Origin of the sequence: Geothrix campi (genome assembly GCF_024609265.1) — a bacterium.
GTDB lineage: Bacteria > Acidobacteriota > Holophagae > Holophagales > Holophagaceae > Geothrix > Geothrix campi.
Map to the genome: position 1 here is coordinate 888,736 of NZ_JANHMP010000001.1, position 22,421 is coordinate 911,156.

Annotated in this window: 21 protein-coding genes and 1 tRNA gene; 9 read left to right on the forward strand and 13 right to left on the reverse strand. The window is 67.3% G+C overall.

From position 1 onward, the window contains the following. Positions 1 to 240: 240 nt before the first annotated feature. Positions 241 to 2,316: a bifunctional metallophosphatase/5'-nucleotidase gene (locus NOV65_RS04185; RefSeq protein ID WP_257304627.1), complete on the forward strand. Its 2,076-nt coding sequence runs from the start codon at positions 241 to 243 to the stop codon at positions 2,314 to 2,316. 89 nt (positions 2,317 to 2,405) lie between these two features. Here NOV65_RS04185 and truB read toward each other — a convergent pair whose 3' ends face one another. Then, a complete protein-coding gene (truB, locus tag NOV65_RS04190) occupies positions 2,406 to 3,302 on the reverse strand; it encodes a tRNA pseudouridine(55) synthase TruB (protein WP_257304629.1) in 897 nt (298 codons plus the stop codon). After that, positions 3,303 to 3,695, reverse strand: coding sequence for a 30S ribosome-binding factor RbfA (rbfA, locus tag NOV65_RS04195; RefSeq protein ID WP_257304630.1), 393 nt, complete (start codon positions 3,693 to 3,695; stop codon positions 3,303 to 3,305). 104 nt (positions 3,696 to 3,799) lie between these two features. On the opposite strand from rbfA, the gene NOV65_RS04200 reads away from it, so the two are divergent. From NOV65_RS04200 to tpiA, 3 genes are all read left to right on the forward strand, one after another. Further along, positions 3,800 to 4,525, forward strand: coding sequence for a class I SAM-dependent methyltransferase (locus NOV65_RS04200; protein ID WP_257304631.1), 726 nt, complete (start codon positions 3,800 to 3,802; stop codon positions 4,523 to 4,525). Positions 4,526 to 4,592: 67 nt separating this feature from the next. After that, positions 4,593 to 5,789, forward strand: a complete 1,197-nt coding sequence (locus NOV65_RS04205) for a phosphoglycerate kinase (protein ID WP_257304632.1) — start codon at positions 4,593 to 4,595, stop codon at positions 5,787 to 5,789. 117 nt (positions 5,790 to 5,906) lie between these two features. Further along, a complete protein-coding gene (tpiA, locus tag NOV65_RS04210; protein ID WP_257304634.1) occupies positions 5,907 to 6,641 on the forward strand; it encodes a triose-phosphate isomerase in 735 nt (244 codons plus the stop codon). Here the strand turns inward: tpiA and NOV65_RS04215 are convergent, their stop codons facing one another. Then, positions 6,642 to 7,382, reverse strand: coding sequence for a zf-TFIIB domain-containing protein (locus NOV65_RS04215; protein ID WP_257304635.1), 741 nt, complete (start codon positions 7,380 to 7,382; stop codon positions 6,642 to 6,644). After that, positions 7,382 to 8,146 carry a hypothetical protein gene (locus tag NOV65_RS04220; RefSeq protein WP_257304636.1) on the reverse strand — a complete coding sequence of 255 codons (765 nt, stop codon included), beginning with the start codon at positions 8,144 to 8,146 and terminating at the stop codon, positions 7,382 to 7,384. Before NOV65_RS04220 ends, NOV65_RS04215 begins: the two co-directional genes overlap by 1 nt. A gap of 95 nt (positions 8,147 to 8,241) precedes the next feature. Between NOV65_RS04220 and aroF the strand changes: the two genes are divergently transcribed. The 3 genes from aroF (at position 8,242) to NOV65_RS04235 (ending at position 9,814) form a co-directional block, all read left to right on the forward strand. Next, on the forward strand, positions 8,242 to 9,273 hold the full coding sequence (gene aroF, locus NOV65_RS04225) for a 3-deoxy-7-phosphoheptulonate synthase (RefSeq protein ID WP_257304637.1): 1,032 nt from the start codon (positions 8,242 to 8,244) through the stop codon (positions 9,271 to 9,273). Between the two features lie 38 nt (positions 9,274 to 9,311). Beyond that, complete coding sequence (secG, locus tag NOV65_RS04230; RefSeq protein ID WP_257304639.1) at positions 9,312 to 9,662, forward strand: preprotein translocase subunit SecG; 351 nt, start codon at positions 9,312 to 9,314, stop codon at positions 9,660 to 9,662. 66 nt (positions 9,663 to 9,728) lie between these two features. Continuing rightward, a tRNA-Leu gene (locus tag NOV65_RS04235) sits at positions 9,729 to 9,814 on the forward strand. 77 nt (positions 9,815 to 9,891) lie between these two features. Here the strand turns inward: NOV65_RS04235 and NOV65_RS04240 are convergent. Continuing rightward, the gene (locus NOV65_RS04240) at positions 9,892 to 11,301 is read right to left on the reverse strand and encodes a Kelch repeat-containing protein (RefSeq protein ID WP_257304640.1); all 1,410 of its coding nucleotides are present in this window, start codon (positions 11,299 to 11,301) and stop codon (positions 9,892 to 9,894) included. Positions 11,302 to 11,434: 133 nt separating this feature from the next. Between NOV65_RS04240 and NOV65_RS04245 the strand changes: the two genes are divergently transcribed. Further along, on the forward strand, positions 11,435 to 12,538 hold the full coding sequence (locus NOV65_RS04245; RefSeq protein ID WP_257304642.1) for an A/G-specific adenine glycosylase: 1,104 nt from the start codon (positions 11,435 to 11,437) through the stop codon (positions 12,536 to 12,538). Here NOV65_RS04245 and NOV65_RS04250 read toward each other — a convergent pair. The 6 genes from NOV65_RS04250 to NOV65_RS04275 all read right to left on the reverse strand — a co-directional run bounded on the left by NOV65_RS04250 (position 12,507) and on the right by NOV65_RS04275 (position 17,634). Next, on the reverse strand, positions 12,507 to 13,490 hold the full coding sequence (locus NOV65_RS04250; protein WP_257304644.1) for a GHMP family kinase ATP-binding protein: 984 nt from the start codon (positions 13,488 to 13,490) through the stop codon (positions 12,507 to 12,509). The two genes, NOV65_RS04245 and NOV65_RS04250, sit on opposite strands and share 32 nt — an antisense overlap. Positions 13,491 to 13,494: 4 nt before the next feature. After that, complete coding sequence (locus NOV65_RS04255) at positions 13,495 to 14,208, reverse strand: tetratricopeptide repeat protein (protein ID WP_257304645.1); 714 nt, start codon at positions 14,206 to 14,208, stop codon at positions 13,495 to 13,497. A gap of 74 nt (positions 14,209 to 14,282) precedes the next feature. Then, complete coding sequence (gene pal, locus NOV65_RS04260) at positions 14,283 to 15,005, reverse strand: peptidoglycan-associated lipoprotein Pal (RefSeq protein ID WP_257304647.1); 723 nt, start codon at positions 15,003 to 15,005, stop codon at positions 14,283 to 14,285. Between the two features lie 66 nt (positions 15,006 to 15,071). Continuing rightward, a complete protein-coding gene (locus NOV65_RS04265) occupies positions 15,072 to 16,352 on the reverse strand; it encodes a hypothetical protein (protein ID WP_257304649.1) in 1,281 nt (426 codons plus the stop codon). Between the two features lie 56 nt (positions 16,353 to 16,408). Beyond that, the gene (locus NOV65_RS04270; protein WP_257304651.1) at positions 16,409 to 16,771 is read right to left on the reverse strand and encodes an NUDIX domain-containing protein; all 363 of its coding nucleotides are present in this window, start codon (positions 16,769 to 16,771) and stop codon (positions 16,409 to 16,411) included. Further along, complete coding sequence (locus tag NOV65_RS04275) at positions 16,768 to 17,634, reverse strand: ribonuclease HII (RefSeq protein ID WP_257304652.1); 867 nt, start codon at positions 17,632 to 17,634, stop codon at positions 16,768 to 16,770. Before NOV65_RS04275 ends, NOV65_RS04270 begins: the two co-directional genes overlap by 4 nt. Positions 17,635 to 17,795: 161 nt before the next feature. Here NOV65_RS04275 and NOV65_RS04280 point away from each other — a divergent pair, with 161 nt between their 5' ends. Then, positions 17,796 to 19,844, forward strand: a complete 2,049-nt coding sequence (locus NOV65_RS04280; protein ID WP_257304653.1) for a S1 family peptidase — start codon at positions 17,796 to 17,798, stop codon at positions 19,842 to 19,844. Positions 19,845 to 19,941: 97 nt separating this feature from the next. Here the strand turns inward: NOV65_RS04280 and NOV65_RS04285 are convergent, their stop codons facing one another. Both NOV65_RS04285 and NOV65_RS04290 read right to left on the reverse strand, forming a co-directional pair. Then, entirely contained in the window at positions 19,942 to 20,613 is a 672-nt protein-coding gene (locus NOV65_RS04285; RefSeq protein ID WP_257304654.1) for a glycosyltransferase family 2 protein, read from the reverse strand. Then, on the reverse strand, positions 20,610 to 22,409 hold the full coding sequence (locus tag NOV65_RS04290) for a M61 family metallopeptidase (protein WP_257304656.1): 1,800 nt from the start codon (positions 22,407 to 22,409) through the stop codon (positions 20,610 to 20,612). The genes NOV65_RS04285 and NOV65_RS04290 overlap by 4 nt, the downstream gene beginning before the upstream one ends. Positions 22,410 to 22,421 lie beyond the last annotated feature (12 nt).

The window sequence follows — 22,421 nt, forward strand, 5'->3', positions numbered from 1 at the left end:
TCATTCGACGACGTCGCGCCGTAAACGACTGGCAGGGTGTCATCGGTTCCGCATACTTCCCCTGCGCCACCGTACCCGCCCTTCTGCCGATAAGGCCCGGCCTTCGAACTGACTCCGGGCCACTCCCCTAGGGTGACGCGATCCCAACCTTCCCCTGGGCCCTCAGGCCGCTTCGCCCGGATCAGCGGGCCGGAGAGGTTCTGTCCCCGCATTCCCATCCCTTCTCCAAGAGGCCTTGCCATGCGCAAGCAACTGCTGTCCTCCCTGTTGGCCCTTACCGCCGCGATACCCTTCATCACCTGCGGCGGCCGGTTCGGCGTAGACAAGGAAGGCACCCGCACCCTCGTTCTGCTCCACACCACAGATGAGCATTCCCGCCTGCTCGGTGTGGGCCCTGAAGTCGACGGCTACCCGGCCCTCGGCAAGTCCCCACAAGGGAAACTGGTGGGAGGCATCGCCCGGCGCTCCTCCATCCTCGCCACGGAGCGGAAGCGAGCAGAGGTCCTGCAGGAGAGCAGCCTGACCCTCTCCTCGGGCGACAACCTCATGGGCACCCTGTTCCAGGCCGCCTCACTCACGGCCTCGCCGGACTACCGGGCCCTCAAGGCCCTGGGCTACGATGCCACAACCCTGGGCAACCATGAATTCGACGCGGGTCCGGCCTACCTGGCTGGCGCCCTCTATGCCGCCCAGACCCAGGGCGGCCTGGTTCCCGTCATCGCCAGCAACATCCACTTCTCCGGGGACGCGTCCGCACCCGACGCGGCCCTGGCCAGCCTCTACGATCCCACCGGCCAGGACACCGCCAAGCCCATCCGGCCCTACCTGGTGCTCCGGACCACCAACGGCCTGAAGGTCGGCATCCTGGGCGCGCTGGGGGCCATCCCGGCCGCCACCGCCCCCCTCAAAGCCCCGGTCTCCTTCACCGTGCCGGAGGATCCCAACCAGGAGCTGCAGACTCGGGTGAATGAGCTCCGGAACACCGAGAAGGTGGACCTGGTGATCCTGCTGGCCCACGCCGGAACGGAACCTGATACTCCCGAACTGGGCGAGAGCTACCAGATCGCCCGGAACATCGCCGGCATCGACGTGATCCTGAGCGGCCACACCCATGTGACCACCCCGCCCTTCCTGGTGGCCAACGCGGCCACGGGGAAGAACGTGATCGTCGTGGAACCCGGCTGGAACGGCGAAGCTGTGGAGCGGCTCGTGCTCAAGGTCAAGCAGGACGGAAGCATCCAGATGGATGCCACCCAGACCACCCTGATCCCCGTCGATGACCGCACCCCCGCCGATCCCAGGATGAGGTACCTGGTGGATGAAGCCATCCAGGCCCTCGAGACTCCCGAGGAATGGACCGGCGCTGGCCAGTCCATGCTCGAGCGGACCCTCAGCGACATCGAAGGCGCCGCCGTAATGAATGATCCGAAGACAACCGGCGACCTGTTCTTCCGGCAGCTGGGCGCCACCACCTTCGAGCTGAAGACCAGGCCCCGCAAGGAGACCGGCATGCTCCGTCTCGCGGCCGATTCGATTCTCGCCGAGGCAGAGGCTTCCGGGGGACCCACCCACGTGGGCATCACCTCCTACGGCAACGTCCGGGGCGGCATCTCCCTGGGCTACAGCGGCACCATCGCGATGTCCGACGCCTTCCGGGTCTACCCCATGGGGCTCGGCCCCGATGCCCTGGGACACTACACCCCAGGCTTCGGATTGGTGCGGGTGGCCGTCCCCGCCATCGAGCTGAAGGCCATCCTGGAGGTCACCGCCACTTACCCCTTCGTGACCAGGAATGGCGCGGACCAGTACCTGCTGCCCTCAGGCGTCTCCTTCACCTTCGACACGTCCCGGCCGGTCTTCGACCCGGCGGACCCGGGCAATCCCGCCAAGGGAAGGGTCACCCGGATCGCCTTCGCCACGGACCATGCCGCTCTGGACACCTACGACTTCCCGATCTTCGATTTCACCTATTCACCGGCCGGCTGGCTGAACGCGAACTATCCCTACATGCCGGTGGTCGTGGCGACGGACGTGTACCTCGCCCTGATGGCCCAGACCCTGGGACTCGCCTACTGGCTGCCCGACGCCACGCCCGCGGATTTCGCCGGCGGGACCAAGCTGGTGACGAACATCGGCCAGGTGATGCTCTTCCGGTCCACGGACGGTTCCTCGATCAAGGCCTACGAGGCCTTCGCGAAATACGTGCGCGCCCTCTGCCAGGCCAATGGCGGCGTCCTCCCCTCTCGCTACGACGACCTGTCAGCCGAGGGAGCGGCACCCAGGCGGGCCATCGGCACCGGCCCGGGTACGGAGTAATGGATCAGGACTGGAGTCGTTGAACCGGTGATTCAGCGCAGAGAACGCTGGGGAAGCCCCCCCGGCGTTCTCTGCGCTGGCATTTCCCTTTACAGCCCGCCCCGCAGATTCGCGAACGTCCTCAGCCCAGCTTCGGTGGGCTTGAGCAGGGCCACGAGACGTCCGTCATGCAGGGCCCGCAGGGGCGCACCGGGGTCGGGGAAGCCCTCGGGCATGGCCCAGGTGGCAGGTTGGGCCTCGCCCGTGGGGATGACGCGGCCGTGGGCCAAGTGATCGGCCTCTTCATCCGAGAGCAGGCGAGCTGGGCACCACGGCAGCAGGTCCGCGCCGGCAAGCAGGCGCTCCGAGCCCTCGCCCGGATCGGCCCAGGGCCCGATGGCGGTGCGGAGGAGGGCCGTCAGGTGGGCGCCGCAACCCAGGGTGCGACCCAGGTCCCGGGCTAGGCTGCGCACGTAGAAGCCGCCCCGGCAGGTGAGTTCCAGAGTGCTGCGTTGAGGTAGGTCGTGGGCGATCCAACGGGCCGAGAGCAGGAACACGCGGCAGGGCTTCATCACCACGTCCTCGCCGCGGTGGGCCTTCTTGTAGGCGGCTTCGCCATCGATCTTCTTGGCGCTGGTGGCTGGAGGCACCTGATCCGTCCACCCCAGGAAGGGCGCCAGGGCGGCATCCAGTGCTTCCGGTGCCAGGTGGTCGGCGGAAGCCTCCGACACCGGCTTCCCATGCAGATCGCAGGTATCGGTTTCCAGGCCCCAGGCGACTTCCGCCACATAGGTCTTGGGCAGCGGATGCATCAGCTCCATGAGCCGCGTGGCCTGGCCCGCCATGACCAGCAGCAGCCCCTCCGCGAACGGATCCAATGTGCCGCCGTGGCCCAGGGCCAGCTTCTTCTGGCCTGCCTCGAAGGCCCGGCGCTTGAAGCCGCGGATCACATCAAAGCTGCTCTGGCCCACGGCCTTGTGGACGAGGTGGATGCCGGACTCGACCATTCAGGCTTCTTCCGCTTCCGGATCCGCGGGCCGCGCAGCCCGTTCCTTCTCGATCTCCGCCAGGAGGGTCTCCATATGGTTGCCGTCCTCCAGAGTGCCGTCCGGGAAGAAGCGCAGCTCGGGGACCCGGCGCATCTTCAGGCGTGAGGCCAGCTGGCTGCGTAGGAAGCCCGCCGCGCGGCCCAGGGCCTTGCGGGTGAGGCCGTCCTGGGCTTCCTGGTCGCCACCATTCGCGGGGAGCACGGTGAAGTACACCTTGGCCACGCTGCGGTCTGGCGAGAGGCGGACCGCCGTGAGCGTCACGAAGCCCAGCTCGGGATCCCGGAGCTCGCGCTGCACGATCGTCGAAAGGAGGAAGTGGACTTGGTCTTCAAGGCGTTCGGGGCGTTGCATGGTTTTCCTTTGCCGTTCCATTGTAGCCCACCCAGCCTTTTCGCCTTCTCCAGCGGCACAGGCCCCCGCCGTTGGATACCCTGGGTTATTCAAAGGGCGCTGCCTTGGCCAACTGGTTCGAAGCGTGGTTCGACGAAGACTATGCCCTGCTCTACGCCCACCGGGACGCGGAGGAGGCCCGCCAGGCCGTGAGCCAGGCCCTGCATGTGGCCCCCGAACTGGGCCAGGGGCCCGTGCTGGATCTGGGCTGCGGCGCGGGCCGCCATCTGGAGATCCTGCGCCGGACCAATCCCCTGGCCTTCGGGATGGACCTCTCCCGGGCCCTGCTCCGCCTGGCTCCCAGGGACCTGCGCTCCTGGCTGCTGCGTGGCGACATGCGGAACCTGCCCGTGAAGGACCACTCGCTCTCCGGCATCTGCCTCTGGTTCACGCCCTTCGGCTACTTCTCTGATGACCAGAACCTCAGGCTGCTGCTGGATCTGGGGCGTCGCCTGCGCCCCGGCGGCGTGCTGGTGATGGACTACCTCAACGCCGAAGAGGTGAGACGCACCCTGGTGTCTGAGGACACTCTGGAGCGCGCGGGGGTGCGGGTTCTCAGTCATCGCACCATCGAAAATGATCGCATCGTGAAACGCATGAGGCTCACGCGCTTGGACACCGGGGAAACCCGCCAAGCCATGGAGAGCGTCCGCCTCTACCCTCCCGAAGCCCTTGAGGAGATGGCTGCCCACGCCGGCTTGCGCCTGCGCAACGTCATGGGCACCTACACAGGCGAGGCCTTCTCTGAAGAGAGCCCGCGGTGGATCGGCATCTTCGAAAAGGTGGGATGACGGCTGACGGATAGCCTGGCAGTGCATCCTCCGTCAGAATGAATCCAGCCATTTGCAAGGAGCAGCCATGGGCTTCCAGTCGGTGCGGGATCTCAATGTGAAGGGCCATCGCGTCTTTCTGCGGGCGGACCTGAACGTGCCGCTCAAGGAGGGCCGCATCACCGATGCCACCCGGATCCGCGAAACGCTCCCCACGCTGAAATTCCTGCTGGACGGCGGCGCCTCCGTGGTGCTGGCCTCCCACCTGGGCCGGCCCGAGGGCAAGGGCTTCGAGGCTGCCTTCAGCGCCGCCCCCGTGGCCGCCTGGTTGAAGGAGCAGGGTTTCGACTGCCGGCTCGCCAGCTATGTGAACGGCGAGGCCGTGGAGGCCGAAGCCGCCGCCCTGAAGCCCGGCCAGGTGCTCCTGCTGGAAAATCTGCGCTTCGAGAAGGGCGAGACCAAGAACAAGGAGGACTTCGCCACCAGCCTGGCGAAGCTGGCCGACACCTACGTGAACGACGCCTTCGGCGCGGCCCACCGGGCCCACGCCTCCGTCAGCGGCATGGTGGCCCACTTCCCCAAAGACCGCGTGGCCGCGGGTTTCCTCATGGAGAAGGAGCTGAAGGCCCTGGGCAAAGTCACGGAGAATCCGGAAAAGCCGCTGGTCGTGATCTTCGGTGGCGCCAAGGTGAGCGACAAGATCGAACTGATCCAGAATTTCCTCGGGAAGGCCGACGCCATCCTCATCGGTGGCGCCATGAGCTACACCTTTCTCAAGGCCCAGGGCTTCGAGATCGGGAAGAGCCTGTGCGAAGAGGACAAGCTCGACCTGGCCCTCGATCTGCTGAAGCAGGCCGAGGCCAAGGGCACGCGCCTTCTGCTGCCCCTGGACCATGTGGCTGCCACCGAGTTCAAGGAGGACGTGGGCTGCGCCATCACCGTAGACCAGAACATCCCCACCGACCGCATGGCCCTCGACATCGGCCCTGAGACCGTCGCCACCTACGCGGCCGAAATCCGCAGTGCCAAGACTCTGCTCTGGAACGGCCCCATGGGCGTCTTCGAAATGCCCTCCTACGCCGCTGGCACCCTGACCATGGCCGAGGAACTGGCCGAGGCCGCGGACAAGGGCGCCTTCGTGCTGGTGGGCGGCGGCGACAGCGTGGCCGCCGTGAACAAGGCCGGCGTGGCCTCCCGCATGAGCCACGTCTCCACGGGCGGCGGCGCCAGCCTGGAGTTCCTCAGCGGGCTCGAACTTCCTGGCGTGGCAGCGCTTCAGCGCTGAACAACCCCCAGGCAGGACATGCCCGGTCGGCGAATCGCTGGTAGCCTCTAGGTCTCCCCCAACGGTTCGCCCCGCCCTGCTGCCGCCGACCGGTCCTGCGCCACCCAGGAGGTTTCCATGCGCTTCGTCGTCGCCAACTGGAAGATGCACTTCCTGTCCGACCAGGCCCGCGACTTCTGCGAGGCCTTCCTCGCGGACTATGTGCCATCACCCTCGGTGACGGCGGTCATCGCACCGCCCTTCCATCTCATCCGGCCCGTGGCCGACAGCCTCCGGAGCCGCCAGGTCCGCGTGTTCGGCCAGAACGGCCATGCCGAGCCGAATGGCGCCTACACGGGCGAGATCTCCATGGCCCAGCTGCAGGATGCCGGATGCTCGGGCGTGATCCTCGGCCACAGTGAACGGCGCCAGTTCTTCGGAGAAACGGACGAAGCCCTGGTCGCCAAGGTGAAGGCGGCCCGCGACTGGAATCTGCTCCCCCTGCTCTGCGTGGGCGAGACCCTTGAGGAACGGCAGCAGGGCCGGACGCTGGAGATCCTCGACCGCCAGATCTCCATCCTGGCCCGGACTGGGCCCACGCCGCTCTGGGTGGCCTACGAGCCCGTCTGGGCCATCGGCACCGGGCTGCGCGCCGAGGTGGGACAGATCCGCCAGGCCCACGCCTTCATCAAGTCGAGGCTCACCACCCTCATGAACCAGAATTTCGGCCCGGTGCCCATTCTCTATGGCGGCAGCATCACCCCGGAGACCTTCCCTGAACTGCTGGACATCCCGGAAGTGGCCGGCGGCCTCGTGGGCGGCGCCAGCCTGGATCCCCTCAAGTTCGCCACCCTGGTGAAGCAGGCAGGCTGATCAGTCCCTGTCGAGAAAGTGGTCCGCCACCTCGAGGGCCAACCCCACCAGTCCAGCCGCGGTAAGCCAGCCCCCGGAAGCACCTATCTGCTGCCCGAACTCATACGAAGAACCGGGATGCCCGGGAACCTGGACGGCGGCCCGCTGGACCCCCTTCAACTCCTCGAGTTCCCGCTCCCGGGCCCGGTCCAGGCCGCCTCCGGCGATGAAGGCCAGCAGCCGCCGCAGCTCATCCTGGTCGAACCAGAGGCCATGGGCCTTGCAGACATCCAGCACCACGCCGGACCGCCGGGCGTAGTTCACGCGGTTCATGCGCTGCCCGCAGGCAGGACAGGGGCGGTACTGCACCGGCTCCAGCGCCGTGGCGGGCGGAGCCGAAGGCGCCGGAAGGGCCCCAAGCACGGCGCCCTGGCGCTCCCGGCTGGCGCCCAGCTGCTCGAACACGGCCCGGTCCAGCCACAGACCGCCACAGGCCAGACAGGCCCGCGTCTCGAGATCCCCCACGCGGCCAGCAGCCAGCGGTTTCCGGCAGGCCGGACAGGGCGCTCCCTCTGGTGTCGCCGAGGCCCGGGGCGCCAGGGCCGCGCCGCAGGCGGGACAGTGGCTGGCCGACAGCGGCACCATCGCGAAACAGGCCGAGCAGGCCACCGTGGCGAGCTGGGCCTGGCAGTAGGGACACTGCGGTGCATCCGGAGGTACCGGAGCGCCGCAGCCGGAACAGCGGAGGGTCTGGGCTTCCATCAGTCTTTCTTCGGCTCCGTCTTCGGCTCAGGTTCGGGTTTCGGGGGCGGCGCCTCGTCCCTCTTCGCACCGGGGTCCTCGTAGAACCGCTGCTCCGTGAAGCGCGTCCATCGGAAATCGGCGGACAGCTTCTGCACCACCACTCGGGCGAAGCCCTTGGCCTCCTCCTCGCGAATGCGGCCGTCATCATCCCGGGATCCGGGCGGGAGCGGGTCCATGGCTTCCACCACCTCCTGGGGCTCGATGGCCTCGGTCCAGAGGGGCTCGGGGTTCCCGGGTTGCATCAGGCGGACCTGGGCCCGGACCACCTGGGGACGGTAGCCCAGACGGTCCCGGGTGTGTTCCTGGGCCATGGCGGCATGCGAACCGGCCCACAGACCCCAGAAGAGGCCATCCACCACGCTCCAGCCGCGGTTGCCGGAAGCCGCGCTCAGGGCGCCCACAGTCGCACCCACAGCCACACCCACCGTGGCGGGGCTGGGCTGGCCCGGGGCCGGGGAGACGTCGCGGATGTCCACCTGGAGTTCCACGCCCCCCACAGGTGCCTTCACGCCCTCGGGAACGACCACCACCCGGGTGGCCAGCCGGGCGCGCAGAGCCGAGGCGTATTCCTTCTGGAAGCCCTCGCGATCAGCCAAGCCCGTTGGCAGGCTCACCGACACGCTCACAGGCCCGGGATGCTGCCGGAAGGCTTCCACATCGGGCCGTTGACAGGCCAGGACCAGCATCAGGGGAGCGAGGAGCAGGATGGGAGCGCGCCGCATGGGGACCTCCGCGCCCAAGTCTGGGGGCGGCTGCGCCCTGTGTCCAGGCGCTCGTCCCACCTGAGCGCTAGAATCGAGCTTCCCTGTGAGGCCGCATGCTCATTCTTATGGAACCCGCCGCCACCCGTGACCAGGTGGGCGAAGTCCTGGCGCTGCTGGAATCCGCGGGCATCCGCTGCCAGGTGAACGAAACTCCAGAGGCGCTCAGCATCGTGGCGCCGAACGCCTCCAAAGCGCTGAAGCCGGATCGCATCGAACCCATGGCTGGCGTCCGGCGGGTGGTGCCCATCACCAGCCCCTACAAGCTGGCCAGCGCCGATGCCGCCGCGGGCCGCACCGTGGTGGACGTGCATGGCGTTCGGATCGGTGGACCCGACCTGGCCCTGGTGGGCGGTCCCTGCGGGGTGGAAAGCCGCGAGCAGCTTTTCACCGTGGCCCGCTACGTGGCCGAGGCCGGCGTGAAGCTGCTGAGGGCCGGCGCCTTCAAACCCCGCACCAGCCCCTACGCCTTCCAGGGCCTGGGCCTGGAAGGCCTGCGCCTGCTGGAGGAGGCCCGGGCCGAATTCGATCTGGGCATCGTCACCGAGGCCACGGAAGTGGAGACCTTCGACGACGTGGAGCGCAGCGCCGACATGGTGCAGATCGGCGCGCGCAACATGCAGAATTTCGCCCTGCTGCGCCGGGCCGGACGCTGCGAAAAGCCCGTGCTCCTCAAGCGCGGCCCCTCGGCCACCCTGGAGGAATGGCTCTACGCCGCCGAATACGTGCTGGGCGAGGGCAACCGCAATCTGGTGCTCTGTGAGCGGGGCATCCGGACCTGGTCCGATCACGCCCGGAACACCCTGGATGTGAGCGTGGTCCCGGCGGCGAAGGCGCTCACCCATCTGCCCGTCATGGTGGACCCCAGTCACGCCACGGGGCGCCGGGATCTCGTGATCCCCTGTGGCCTGGCCGGCGTGGCCGCAGGGGCCGACGGCCTGCTGGTGGAGACTCACTGCAATCCCGAGAAGGCCCTGAGCGACGGCCCCCAGGCGCTGTTGCCCTCGGATTTCATCCGCCTCGTGGAACGGGCCCAGGCCGTGCACCGTGCCCTGCAGGCTCCCAGCCTCACTGGGCTCTGGATGTAACCCCATCCCTGTGCCAGACTAAGTGGTTCGGAGTTTCCATGAATGGCCTCGCCCTCGCGCTACTGATCCTCTTCGGTGTCCTGCTCATCGGGACGATCCTGCTGCAGCCCGGCACCAAGGGCGGCCTTGGGGCCTCCTTCGGTGGTGGCGGCGCGAACTCCGCCTTCGGCGCGCAGGGCGCCACGCCGTTCCTCTCCAAGGCCACCTACTGGCTGGCCGCCGGCTTCCTGGGCACCACGCTGCTCATCGAAGTCCTGATCATCCGCGGCAACCGCTCGGTGCTGGAGAAGATCTCCGACAAGCCGGCGGCCATCGTGCCTGCGCCGATCGTGCCCGCGCCGGCTCCGGCGCCTGCCCACACGCCCACGCCCGCCCCTGCAAAGAAGTAGCCTCGCCTCGCGCGAAACGAGGCATTGACCGCGTTCGCGCTTTGAGTGAAGATGATTGTTCCACGTGCCCGCGTGGTGAAATTGGTAGACACGCCATCTTGAGGGGGTGGTGGCCACAAGCCGTAGCAGTTCGAGTCTGCTCGCGGGCACCAAACGAAACGAGCGCCTTCTGGCGCTCGTTTTTTGTTTCGGGGATCGGCTTCTTTCGTTTCGGGGACCGGTTTCCGCGCTACCGGAAGACCTCCACCAGCTTGATGCCGCCGCCGCCCTCGGTGCCGCCGGCCAGGAGCACGTCGCCAGACAGCAGGCGCGTCGCCGAGTGGCGATAGCGGGTGGTCAGGTTGGAGGTCAGCAGGGTGCTCCTGGCCACAAGTGGGTCGAACACTTCCAGCGTGGCCGAGGCGATCGAGCCCTCGCCCTGGGTCCGCCCATGGGCCAGGAGGATCCGCCCATCCGTGAGAAGGGTGGCCGTGTGGTGGCTCCGGGGCCGGAGCATGGTCCCTGCGGCGGCGAAGGTTGCCGTGGCGGGATCGTAGATCTCCACGGAGGAGGACACGTCCGTGTTGGGAAGGTCGGGCGTCGTGCCTCCGGCGATCAGGATGCGGCCATCCGGAAGCGGCGTCGCCGTGTGTCCGTACCTGGCCTGGGTCATCCTCCCCGTCGGCGTGAACGTGCCCGTGGCAGGGTCGTAGAGTTCAGCGGAGGCCCAGATCAGCTCCGGACACCCGTACCAGCAGGTGCTGTTCCGTCCGCCGGCGATGAGAATCCTCCCATCCGGGAGACGGGTCGCCGTGTGGCCGGTCCGGGGCGAAGCCATGGATCCCGAGGCCGCAAACCCGCCCGTGGCGGGATTGAAGAGCTCCGAGGTCGACGTGGCGTAGATATCCGAGCCCGTGGCGGGTAGCCCGCCGGTCAGCAGGATGCGCCCATCCGCCAGTTCGGTCGCCGCATGGAGCATCCGTGTGGCCGTCAGGGCCCCCACCGTGCGCAGGCCGGTCCCGACTTCGTAAACCTGGGCGGTGGCCAGGACGCTCACACCGTAGGCCCCCCCGGTCAGCAGCACGCCACCCCCGGGGAGGACCGACGCCTGGTGGGCCCAGCGCTTGGTTCCGAGATCGCCAGTGGGCACGAAGGCACCCGACGCAGGCAGGTACCGCTCCAACTGGCTGGATTCCATCCCGCCCGCCAGCAGTACGCTGCCATCCGGCAGCAGGGTGGCGCTGTGGTCGAAACGGCTGAACTGGGTGGAGGGCGCCGCAGCCAGCGTGGAGAAGTAGGCGGACACCTTCACGGGCACCTCCGCGACGGCCCCGGGGACCTGGTTGCTCGTGGCCCGGAGGTGGTAGGTCCCGGCCGTGGGCGGTGCCTGGTAGCGGCCGGTGATGTCCACCGTGCCCCCCTGGGACTCCACCACCGAGAAGGCCGCCGGGATCACATGACCCTGGGCGTCCTCCGCCCACACCTGCAGGGTGCCACCCACCTTGATATCGCTGGATGCGGGCAGGAGCTTCAGGATTGAGGGGGCCGGGGTGCCGACGGTGTCGGAGCTGGAGCCCCCACCGCCGCAAGCCCAGAAGGAAGCCAGCCCCAAGCCGAGAAGCACACGCGCCAGACGAGGTGTGTTGGTTATCATTTTCATCAGCCATCCGTGAAAAAAGAATGAGTCTAAAATGGACTCAGCTTTCCGAAAACCCCCAAATTCGTACTTGGAAAGACCCCGCCCCACCGGTGGGCCGCTCGGGCGATCAAGCCCCGGAATGGTAGGGTCTGGTATGCCTTGGCCGCCTGCTTCCACCCTCCTCGCCCCCCTGTCCCCCTGGTTCGAGGCCGTGCGGCGGGACCTGCCCTGGCGGGCCGGGGATCTCGACGCCGCCCACCCGGATCCCTACGCGGTGCTGGTGTCGGAGCTGATGCTCCAGCAGACCCAGGTGGCCACGGTGATTCCGTATTTCACGCGCTGGATGGAGCGATTCCCCAACCCCGGGGCCCTGGCGGAGGCCGATGAGGACACCCTCCACAAAGCCTGGGAGGGCCTTGGCTACTACCGCCGCGCCCGGTTCCTGAAGGCCGCTGTCGACAGCATCGCCGCCGAAGGCTGGCCCGGCGATCTGGAGGGCCTCGCACGGCTGCCGGGCCTGGGGCCCTATACCGCCGCCGCCGTGGGTGCCATCGCCTTCCAATGGCCAGCCCCCGCCCTGGACGGCAACGCCTTTCGGGTACTGGCCCGCCTGCTGGTGATCGAGGGCGATCCCAAGGCCCGGGCCGCGGACCTGCGTGCCTGGCTCGCCCCTGCCCTCGAAGCCCATGGCCCCTCCCGCCTGACGCAGGCCCTCATGGAATTGGGCGCCACGGTCTGCACACCGACGCCCGCCTGCAGCAGGTGCCCCCTGGCGGATCGCTGCGGTGCGCATGTGACCAATCGCACCGCCGAAATCCCGCCCGTGGCGAAGCGGGCGAAACCGAAGGCCTCCTGCCTCTGGCTGTTGGCGATGGAGGCCGAGGGGCATGTGCTGCTGCATGCGCCTGCCGACAAGGGCCTGCTGGCAGGCCTCTGGCGCTGGCCGGCACTCGATGTGGAAACGCTCCCCCCGGCCCGCTTTTCGCTCCAGGGGACCCACCCGATCACCTTCTGGCCCGGCTGGACCCAGGTCTACACCCACCGCCGGGAGCACGTGAGTCCGCTGTATCTCCGCCTGGAAGCACGCTTCGAGACAGCCAAGGGCCTGCGCTGGATTCCCAGGGCCGAGCTCCCCAACCTGCCGCTCGGCAAGCGGGATCAGCGCCTGCGCGACCTCCTCGCCACGCCCGGTCAAACACCCCTGGTAGCGCCGGATCCCGCCACCCTCATCCGAGCCTGTGCAGCCCCTTCGGCGTGATCCGCAGATCCAGAGGGGGCAGGCCCATCTCTCGCAGCGAGGCCTCAGCGGCCTCCCGCGTTCCATCCTTCACCACCAGCAGGCAGCAGCCACCCCCGCCGGCGCCGCAGGGCTTCATGCCGGCGTACCAGCCCTCGCGGCGGCCACGCTCCCGGACGGCGCGCATGGCGTCCGTCTCGACAGCCGGCGAAAGCTTCACCCGGGCCTGGCCCTCCCGCTCCAGGAGACCGGCCACCTCGGAGGGGTCTGCCGGCAGGGCCCGGGCCATCTCCAGGGCGATACCGCGGATATCGGACAGAGCCTGGCGGGTCTGGGTGTCCCCCTCGATGAACCGTTTGTAGGCCTCCCAATTGGTGAGGCCCGAGTGGTGGGGCTTGCCCGTGTAGAACACTACGAGATCCGCCAGCAGGCGGGGGTGGGGTTCCAGGCGTTCCCAGCGCGGGTCGGGACCATCCCAGTGGAGGGCCAGGGCTCCACCCAGGGCTGCCGGGTAGTAGTCCTGCCAGCCCGCCGGGGTCTGAAGTTCCCGACTTTCCATGTCCCTCAGAATCGGCACCTTGCGCGCAAGATCTTGACCGGCCTCCAGGCCCAAGGCACTGCCCAGTAGGCCCACCCCCAGGCAAGAGGACACCCCCAGCCCGGAACCCTGGGGCACGGGACTGTGGATGGACACGGCCGCAGGCGGGGCGCCCGATCCGTCCAGCACTCGCCACACCCAGGAAAGCCCCTTGGGCGGCTCAGCGGGCCAGGCGTCGAAGGCGAGATCGATTCCCAGGTCCCGGCTGGTGATCCGGTGGCCGGGGCCCCCGCGCACCACGTCGAGTTCGATCCACAGATCCACGGCGGCGTTCACCGTGACACAGCCGCCCATCATGGCGTAGATGGGCCACAGGTCGAGGGTGCCGCCCGCAAAATCGATGCGGACGGGAACGCGCCAGTGTTCCGGGTTCATGCGCTCAGAGCCCCAGGTCGCTGAGTTCCTGCTGGGCCGTGCGGGCCTCGGCGCTACCCGAGAAGCCGTCCACCAGTTCGCGGAAGGCCTTCACGGCCGCGGGCTTCAGCCCCTGTTTCAGCAGGCACTGGGCGCGCTTGAGCTTGGCCGGCAGAAACTGGGGCGAGGCGGCGTGATCCTTGATGATGCGATCGAAAGCCTGCTGGGCCTTGTCGTAGGCGCGCAGGTTGTAATGGCAAAGACCGAGGAAGAAGAGGGCATCCGGGCGCCTGGCGCTCTGGGGGTAGCTCTTCAGGAAGTGGTCGAGGCCTTCGGCTGCCAGGGGATAGTTGCCCCGGTTGTAGTCCAGCACGGCGACATTGAAGGCGCGCTCATCCTCGGAGGCCTGCGCCGCCGGCTGAGTCTCAGTGGCCGGTCGCGTGCCGCCCCGCGGCAGGCTGTTGAGGCGATTGTTCAGCACCCGCGTGGTGTCCTGCACCTGGCGCAGGCTCTCCTGCAGATCCGCCTGGAAGCGACGATCCTGGGCCCGGGCCTCCTGGGCGGCCTTCTGCTCGGCCTCGGCGCGCTTGTTCCCGTCCTCGGCCTGCTGGCGCAGCTTGAAGACCTCAAGCTTGAGGTCGCCGACTTCCTGCTCCACGCGGCGGAGCTGATCCTCGGAATTGCATCCGATGGTGAGCAGGATGATCAGTGCCGGAAGGAGCAGGGTACGGGCGTTCATGGAGCCTCCGGGATTCCCTTCATCCTAAACGAAAAGCGGGGGCAGTTGCCCCCGCTTCGCGTGATGAAAAACAGCTACTTGAGCTTGAACTCGCCGCGGCGGTTCTGGCTCCAGCAAGCCTCCTTGGCCTCTGTGCAGAGGGGCTTTTCCTTGCCGTAACTGATGGTGGTGAAGCGGGCCTCATCGACACCCAGGGTCTTCAGGTAGGCCAGGGCGGCGGCGGCACGGCGGTTGCCGAGGGCCAGGTTGTACTCGTTGGTGCCACGCTCGTCGCAGTGGCCTTCGATCTCGACCTTGGCCGCAGGATAGGCCTTCATGAAGTCGGCGATGCCCTGAAGGAGGGCGCGGTCGCCTTCCTTGATGTCGGACTTGTCGAAGTCGAAGTGGATGGTCTTGAGGGCGGCCTCGGCGGCCTTCTGATAGGCAGCAGCCTTCTCCGCCTCGGCAGCCTTGCGGGCGGCCTCTTCGGCAGCGGCCTTCTCGGCGGCGGCCTTGCGGGCGGCTTCGTCGGCAGCAGCCTTCTCGGCGGCGACCTTGTCAGCGGCATCCTTGTCGGCCTTGGCCTTGTCCCAACCCTCGTACCAACCCTGCATCTTGTGCGGGTTCTCCTTGGCTTCCTTCTCGCTCAAGTAGGGATTGGTCTCGCGGGCCTTTCCGTCCTTGAACGCCTGGTAGCCCTCGTTGAAGGCCGCCTGGGTCTCCTGCTTGATCTGCTCCGCCGTCTTGGGGGGCTTGCAAGCGAGGCTGCCGAGCGTGAGCACGATAGCGGCAGGGACGAGGTAGGTTCCGTATCTCATGGGATTGTTCCTCCTGGATGAGCCTGAGTATAGATGGATCATACTCAGGGAATTGTCATTTATTTTTTAACGGCCTCGTGTCCATCTGGGGCTCTGACAGCCAGAAAGCTCCGTCATTCTTACCACTTGGCGGCCCGAGAGATCCGTGGTGAAGATTTGCATGGAACCGAACCGGTTGCTCGTAAACACAAGCCGGCGCTCATCCGGGGACCAGGCCGGCGACTCCGAGGTGCTCACCCCGGTGGTGATCTGGTAAGCCTTTCCTTCTCCCAACTTATAGATAAAAAGATCGAACTTGCCCTCGAATCGGGACACGTAAGCGATCATCGCGCCGTTGGGACTCCACGCCGGGCTGGCGTTGTACATCCCTTCAGCAGTCAGGCGGCGGAGGTTGGAGCCGTCGTCCTGCATCAGGAACACTTGGGGGCCGCCCTCGCGGTCGGAAGTAAATGCGATCTGGGTGCCATTGGGGTTCCAGCTAGGTTCGGTATTGATGCCATTACCGTCGGTCAGGCGCCGCGCGCGTCCACTATCCAGGTCCAGGACCATGATGTCGCTGTTGCCCCGCCGATCGCCTTGGACGAAGGCCAGGCGACGGCCATCCGGCGACCAGGCCGGTGAGGAGACCATGCCCCCCGAACCGCTGGCCGGGTAAAGCTTCTCGTGGGCGCCGTCGCGGCGGCGCTGGCCCCAGATCTCAGGCGCGCCCCCCTTGTAGGTGACGTAGGCCAGCCGACCATCCGCGGCCACGGTGGGGGACAGGGTGAGGCTGCCGTGCCGGGTGAGTTGGATCAGGTTCGCGCCATCACGGTCGATCTGGAACAGCTCCTTCACGCCGGGCGCCATCTGGCGGATGAACACCACTCGACTGGAGGCCACCCCCCGCTCCCCAGTCAGCCGGGCCACCAGGTCATCCGCGAGCGCATGGGCCAGGCGGCGGAGGGGGACGAGGCGATCTGCCTTGTAGGGCTTGGTGAACACGGCCTTTTCCGCCGCGGTGTCAAGGGCGGAGGCGTCGAGCGTGAGCTCGCCCGTGGCCGCCCGGGCAAGCCGGAGGCTCAGCAGCCACTGGGCGCCCGCCTCTTTCCAGGCCTTGGCCGGGGCAGAGTCGGCTGGCAGCCGCTCCTGGAGCACCGCAAATACCCCTGTCTCATCCAGATCCCGCTTCAGCACGGCCGTGAACTCGGTGGCCACCTGGGCCTCCTCCAGGCCGGACAGCTTCGGTGGGGCCATGCCCAGCACCAGCTTGGCGCTGCTGGAGGCGCTCAGCACCACCTCGGTCTGCTGGGCCTGCAGGGCCAGCGCGGCGAGGGCGAACAGGAAGGTCCGAACGAGGAATCGCGGCATGACAGCTCCGGGCCTGGGGAAGAGTCCAGCCTATCAGATCAACTCACGACGCCCGATCAGAGGGCCCTCTCCAGGTCGTGGAGGAGTGCGGCATTGGCCGGCGGAATGGGCAACGCCGCGATCTCTTTCAGCGTGAACCAACCCCAGGCCAGGTCCGTGCGTGGCTGCCCTGGCGCGTCGACCAGGAAGGGATGAAGACACACCGGCCCCTGCAGCACCGGCAGCGCGGTGGCCGCCCCCAGTTCCATTGCCACTTCCTCCAGGAGCTCCCGGCGCAGCGCTGCGAGGGGGGTCTCCGAAGGTTCCACCTTCCCTCCCGGAAATTCCCAGAGGCCCGGCAGCACAGGATTCGCGGCGGCCCGGCGCTGCAGGAAACAGCGCCCCTCCCGGCGGATCAGGGCCAGGGCCACGTCGGTCATGGGGGGCCCTCCTCGCCGGCGAATCGGGCCAGACGATCCGCGTACCGCCGTCGCAGAGTCTCCACCCACACCAGCTTCAGGCGACCGTAGGCAGGCCGCAGATCGGTTGCCACCCAGGCCTGCAGCTCCCCCAGGTTGGCGCAGCGGTCCAGACTGTGGTGCAGCGCATCCCGCAGCTCCTCATCCACGCGCTGCAGGGCGGCCACCGGTGCGTAGCTGATGCGGTGCACGGGGGAAACGCCCAGCTCGGCGATCCGGGCGCGATGCAGGGCGGTGCCGTAGCCCTTGTGCTGGCCGAAGCCATAGCCTGGATGCTCCTCCTCCAGGGCGATCATGAGGGCATCCCGATGGGCCTTGGCCAGGATGCTGGCCGCCCCGATGGCGCAGCTGATTGCATCGCCGTCCACCACCAGGCGCTCGGGCAGGCCCGTTCTGGGCCCGCGATTGCCATCAATGAACAGGATGCGGGGCCGGAGGGACAAGGCCTGCACCGCCTGCCGCATGGCCATCATGGTGGCCTCCAGGATGTTCTCCCGATCGATGGCCATGGCTTCCACTTCCGCGATGCCGTAAGCCGGCAGGATGGCCTTCAACTCCGCCGCGAGCACCTCGCGCTTCTCGGGTGTCAGCTGCTTGCTGTCCCGCACGCCCCTCAGAACGTGGCCCCATCGCCGCACCGTCTCCGGGTCGAGCACCGCGCAGGCCGCCACCACCGGGCCCGCCCAGGCACCCCGGCCCGCCTCGTCCACGCCCCCCCAGGCCACCCCCGGCGGCACGTTGCCCAGGTCCCAGTCCAGGGGATTCACCGGGTCTCCCGAGGGAGGCTCGGAACTGCCGCCGGCCCGTAGCTCAACTTGAGACATGGTTGGAGAAATCCAGACTCGAAACTTTCCATGCGCCCAAGGTACCGCGAATTCGGCTGAGGCCATCTGAGATACACTGCGGACATTCAAGACCAGTAAGCGTTGGTTCCATGCCCTCAGGCTGGATGAAGGTTTGTTTTCCCATCATTCACGGATGCCCCATGAGATTCCTCGCCACCCTCCTCCTTCCGGCCCTGCTCCTCTATCCGCCTCTCCGGGCGCAGGAGACGGCCCTCCCCCCGGCCATCAAGGCCCGAGTCACCGAGGCGAGTTTCGAGGTGGTGGTCCTCCGCCCCGATCCGGCCAAGGATCCCGTCTCGTATGAGAAGGAACTGCCCTGGGACCTGGTGCCGTTCAACATCCGCAACGACCGCTACATTTCCATCGGCACCGCCTTCGCCATTTCGAAGACGGAGCTCGTGACGGCGCACCATGTCTTCCAGCCGGTCCACGCCTCCATGGGCTACCAGACCTGCTACATCCGGGATGCCAAGCAGAATGTTTGGGAAGTGGATCAGATCCTCGCGCTCGACGAGCAGCGGGACGTGATCAAGTTCACGGTCAAGGGCCGGACCTTCGACCGATGGCTGGAACTCCGGCCCGGTTTCCAGGTCAACGAAACCGTGTTCACCGTGGGGAATGCCTATGGCGAGGGCCTGGTGATCCGCCCTGGCGAGGTCATCGGCACGCTGCCCGAACCCCTGAACGGCGCCTGGAACCTGCTGAAGAGCAGCGCCGGCGTGAACCCCGGCAACTCCGGCGGTCCGCTGGTGGACCCGCAGGGACGGGTGGTGGGCCTGGTCCAGGGCAAGAAGGACAACATCTGCTACTCCCTGCCCATCGAGGAACTGAAGACCGTGAAGGTCAACACCGCCGCCTTTTTCAACAAGATGAGCTTCGCCTTCGCGCTGTTCCCGGAGAACTCGAAAGCCATCGATCGGGCCTTCAACCTGCCCCTGCCCCGCCCCTACACTGAACTCAGGAAGGACCTCGCGGCCCGGGAATCCGTGTTCTACACCCAGTCCATGGACAGCCTCTTCAACAGTCTCGGGGCGGAGCTGTTCCCCGGTAGCGAGGCCAGCGAGGCGGCCATCGGCGATATCCCGACCAGCGGCGATCCCGAAGTCATCTTCCGCGACAAGACCACCAAGACCTGGAGCTTCTCCGGCCTTGAGTACAAGAGCAACGAGCTTCCGAAGAACGGCCGCCTCCGCTACGCCCAGGCAAATGGCGTGTACCTGTTCAGGCTGCGCCGCCCGGATGGCGTCAACCTCGGGGACCTCCTCGCCAAACCCAAGCTCTCCATGGATCTGCTGCTCAAGGGCGCCCAGGTCACCCGCACCGTCGGCGGACAGGACATCCGCGTGACCTCATTCGGCGACCCCTACCAGGTCAAGCCCCACATCGACCGCTTCGCCCGGCCCTGGCAGCAGGCCATCTGGTTCACGCCTTACGACGACGGCACGGTCATCACCTACACCACGCTCATCCCCTCGGGCGTGGTGATGGCCGTCAAGTTCGTGGATTCCTCCGCCCTGATGCCCTGGCTCTACGACATGTCGAAATTCCTGGACTACACCTACGTCCCTTACAGCGGCAAGCTCAGCGACTGGGTGGAGTACCTTCAGCACCGCGACCAGCTTCCCGCAGCCCTCAGAGACATGGCCTTCTCCTTCAAGGAAGGCAAGTTCCTCCACCTCCAGGCCCTCTGGGCGAAGCTGGACCTGGATTCCTCCCACGTGGACTTGTCACCCAAGGCCTTCCTCATCCTGAACATGGGCTTCTCGCGGCAGGGGCAGGAAGTGGCCTGGGATCTGCGTCGCGTGAGCATCGCGGAGGACGAGGAAGACAACTATTTCGTTGTGCTCAAGCACATCCATCCCACGCCTGGCATGCCTGAGAACGATCAGAAACAATGGAAGGAGATCGCCAAGCAGCGGCATCCCTACACTCAGCGCACCTTCGAGGAGGATGGCGCCAGCCGGATCGCGGCGGTGCATCCCGCCTTCCTCAAACCCGGCACGGCCCCGGTCGAGGGCCCGGACCTGTTCACCCTCTACCTGGCCCGGGTGGGCAAGGTGGATGACAAAGAGATGCAGACCCGGATCCAGGCCATGCTCCGCGCCATCACGCCTGCCGGGGCGGGCCCGGCCCTGCCGGTGGTGCAGGCGAAAGCCCCAGCCCCCGCACCGTCCGCGGGAACGCACTGATCCGCGTCTAGAGCCATCCCAGGCGATCATCGGATCAGACTCCAGGCAGGTGCAGCAAGGTGGCGCCTGGCTGGAGTCTGTACGGGTAGGAGTCAGCTCAACACTTGAGTGATTCCCAGGCGATCAGCCAAGTATCCATCACGCCCCTGAAATGGCTTCGCGGTGGCCCAGGCTGGTAGATGGCCCGGATGGGCACATGGGCCCATCGCAGCTTCCAGTCCGCGGCCTTCATGGCGATCTCCATCTCGATGGCGAAGCCGCTGGCGCGGAGCTCCAGCCGATCCAGCACCTTCTTGCGGATCATGCGGAAGCCGCTCTGGCTGTCCTCCCAGTGCACGCCGGCGATGCGGCCCAGGGTCCAGGTGCCCAGGGCATTCGTGCGCCAGCGCTTGGCTGGGATTTTCGCCCGATCCTGGAACCGGGAGCCGATCAGGAAGTCGGCGTCCGGGTGGGCGGCAAGATGATCCAGGAACCGTCGGAAGTCCGCGGGGTCGTGTTGGCCGTCCGCATCCAGGAACAGGTAGAAGTCGAAGTCATCGGGGCGAAGTCGGGCGATGCCCGCCCGCATGGCCTGGCCCTTCCCGCCACCCAGTCCCGGCTCCAGACGGATGACTTCCGCGCCATGGGAGGCGGCCACAGCCCCGGTTCGATCCGAGGAACCATCATCCACCACCAGCACACGGTGGAGGCTGAATGGCCTCAATCCATCCAGCACTGCTCCGATGTGATCCGCCTCGTCGTGGGCGGCGAGGATCGCAGCAATCCTCACCGGCGTCCGCCCCGTTTCACCGGCGCGGCGGGAAAGGGTTGGCCATAGGATCCAACAAAGGCGGCCCGTGGCGCGGCTCCGGCCCGGGGGTCAGCCGCCAGCCGGTAGGTTCGGTCAGGAGTCTCCACCACGGGCACCAAGATTTCGAAAACCCGGCCCCGGTCTGCCGCCAGCACCAGCACCTTCCCCCCGGGCCCCGGTTCCGCAAGGCCGCGCTGGACTTCCGCCGCGGTCGTGGTGCGCCACCCGTCCACCGCGAGGATCTCCATGCCGTAGCTGAGGCCGGCCTTGGCTGCGGGACTGCCGGGAATGACGTTCTGGATGCTGGGCCCGTTGGAAGCCAGCACGAGGCCCGTCCACGCATGGGCGCGCCGCTGCGCCGCTGGATCTTCCGCCTCCTCGGCGGAGAGGGACTCCCAGGGCGCCCTGGTCTCCATCTTCAGTCCGAAGGCCCGGCGGAGCTGGGTGGAATCCAGCTCGGCGCGGCCGGAGATGTAGGCATCCCAGAAGGACGAAGGATTCTTCCCCGAAAGCTCGTGAAAGACCCGGCGCACATCGCTGTCGGTGAGGCCGTGTTCGCCATGCCGTGTCCAGACCAGGGCGAAGAGATCCAGCAGGCCCGCCTTCCCCCGGCTGCCTTCGCGAATGGCCGCATCCATGAGCCAGGCCACCATCTCACCCTTGTCGTAGTAGCTGACCGAGCTGTTGGGGCTGAACTCGTGCTGTTTGTAGAAGCGGATCCATGCGTCCCAGCTGGATTCCTCCAGGCTCTGCTCCAGGCGGCCGGGGCGCTGCACCTGCTCACCCCAACACTTGGCCAATTCCTTCGAGGCATGGCTCCAAGGCACCACGCCGGCCCGCAACACGATCACGTGTTCCATGTACGAGGTGAGGCCCTCATGGAACCAGAGCATCTTCGTGGGATTCTCGCGGCTGTAATCGAAGGGCCCCAGGGCGGGGTCGTGGAGGCGTTTCACATTCCAGGCATGGAAGAACTCGTGGGCCACCAGCTGGTTCAGCGCGTAGTAGCCCTCGGGCTTGTCGAAGGCGTGGCTGTCCGCGATGAGGCTGGTGCAGTCCTTGTGTTCCAGGCCCCCGCGCAATTTGGGTGTGAAAGTGAAGAAGAAGACATAACGCTTGAAGGGGAAGCCGCCAAAGATGGCCCCCGCGGCCTCCACGATCTTCCGGGTGGCTCCGGCCATGCGGCCTTCATCCCCGTTGTGCCGGCCGGTGAACACCAGCTCGAAGGCCGTGCCACCGGTCTTGAAACCGCGGGTCCGGAACGTGCCCAGCTCGAAGGGGGAATCCACCAACGTGTCGAAATCCTTCGCCAGGTGGGCGCCCTGCTTCTGTGGCAGGGCCGAGGCCACCTTCCAGTTCGCGGGGAACCCCTCGAAGCGCACCTCCACCGGCCGCTCCAGCTGGCCCTCCAGGTAGAGGAAGGTGGCGGCGGGAATGATCTGGGCGTGGGTGTCATCCAGATGATTGGTGCGTACGGTGAGGTCGTTCCCGTACACGCGGTAGCGGATCGTGAGCTCCCGCTTCGACGGCGGCAGCTGCCAACGCTGCTTGTCGAGCTTCTCCAGGGGGCGTTCCCTGCGTCCCTCCTGGAGGCGCACCCGATCGACGAGCCGCGCGTAGTCCCGCACCAGATACGAACCTGGCGTCCAGGCCGGCATCGCCGCCACCGCCCCGGAGGCCAGGGCCTCGGCGGGAAGCGCCAACTCCACTTCGAAGAGATGCTGGGCCAGGTCCAGCGGACGGAGGATGGCCCGGATCGGGGCGAGCTTGGCCATGGCGCCTTCCTT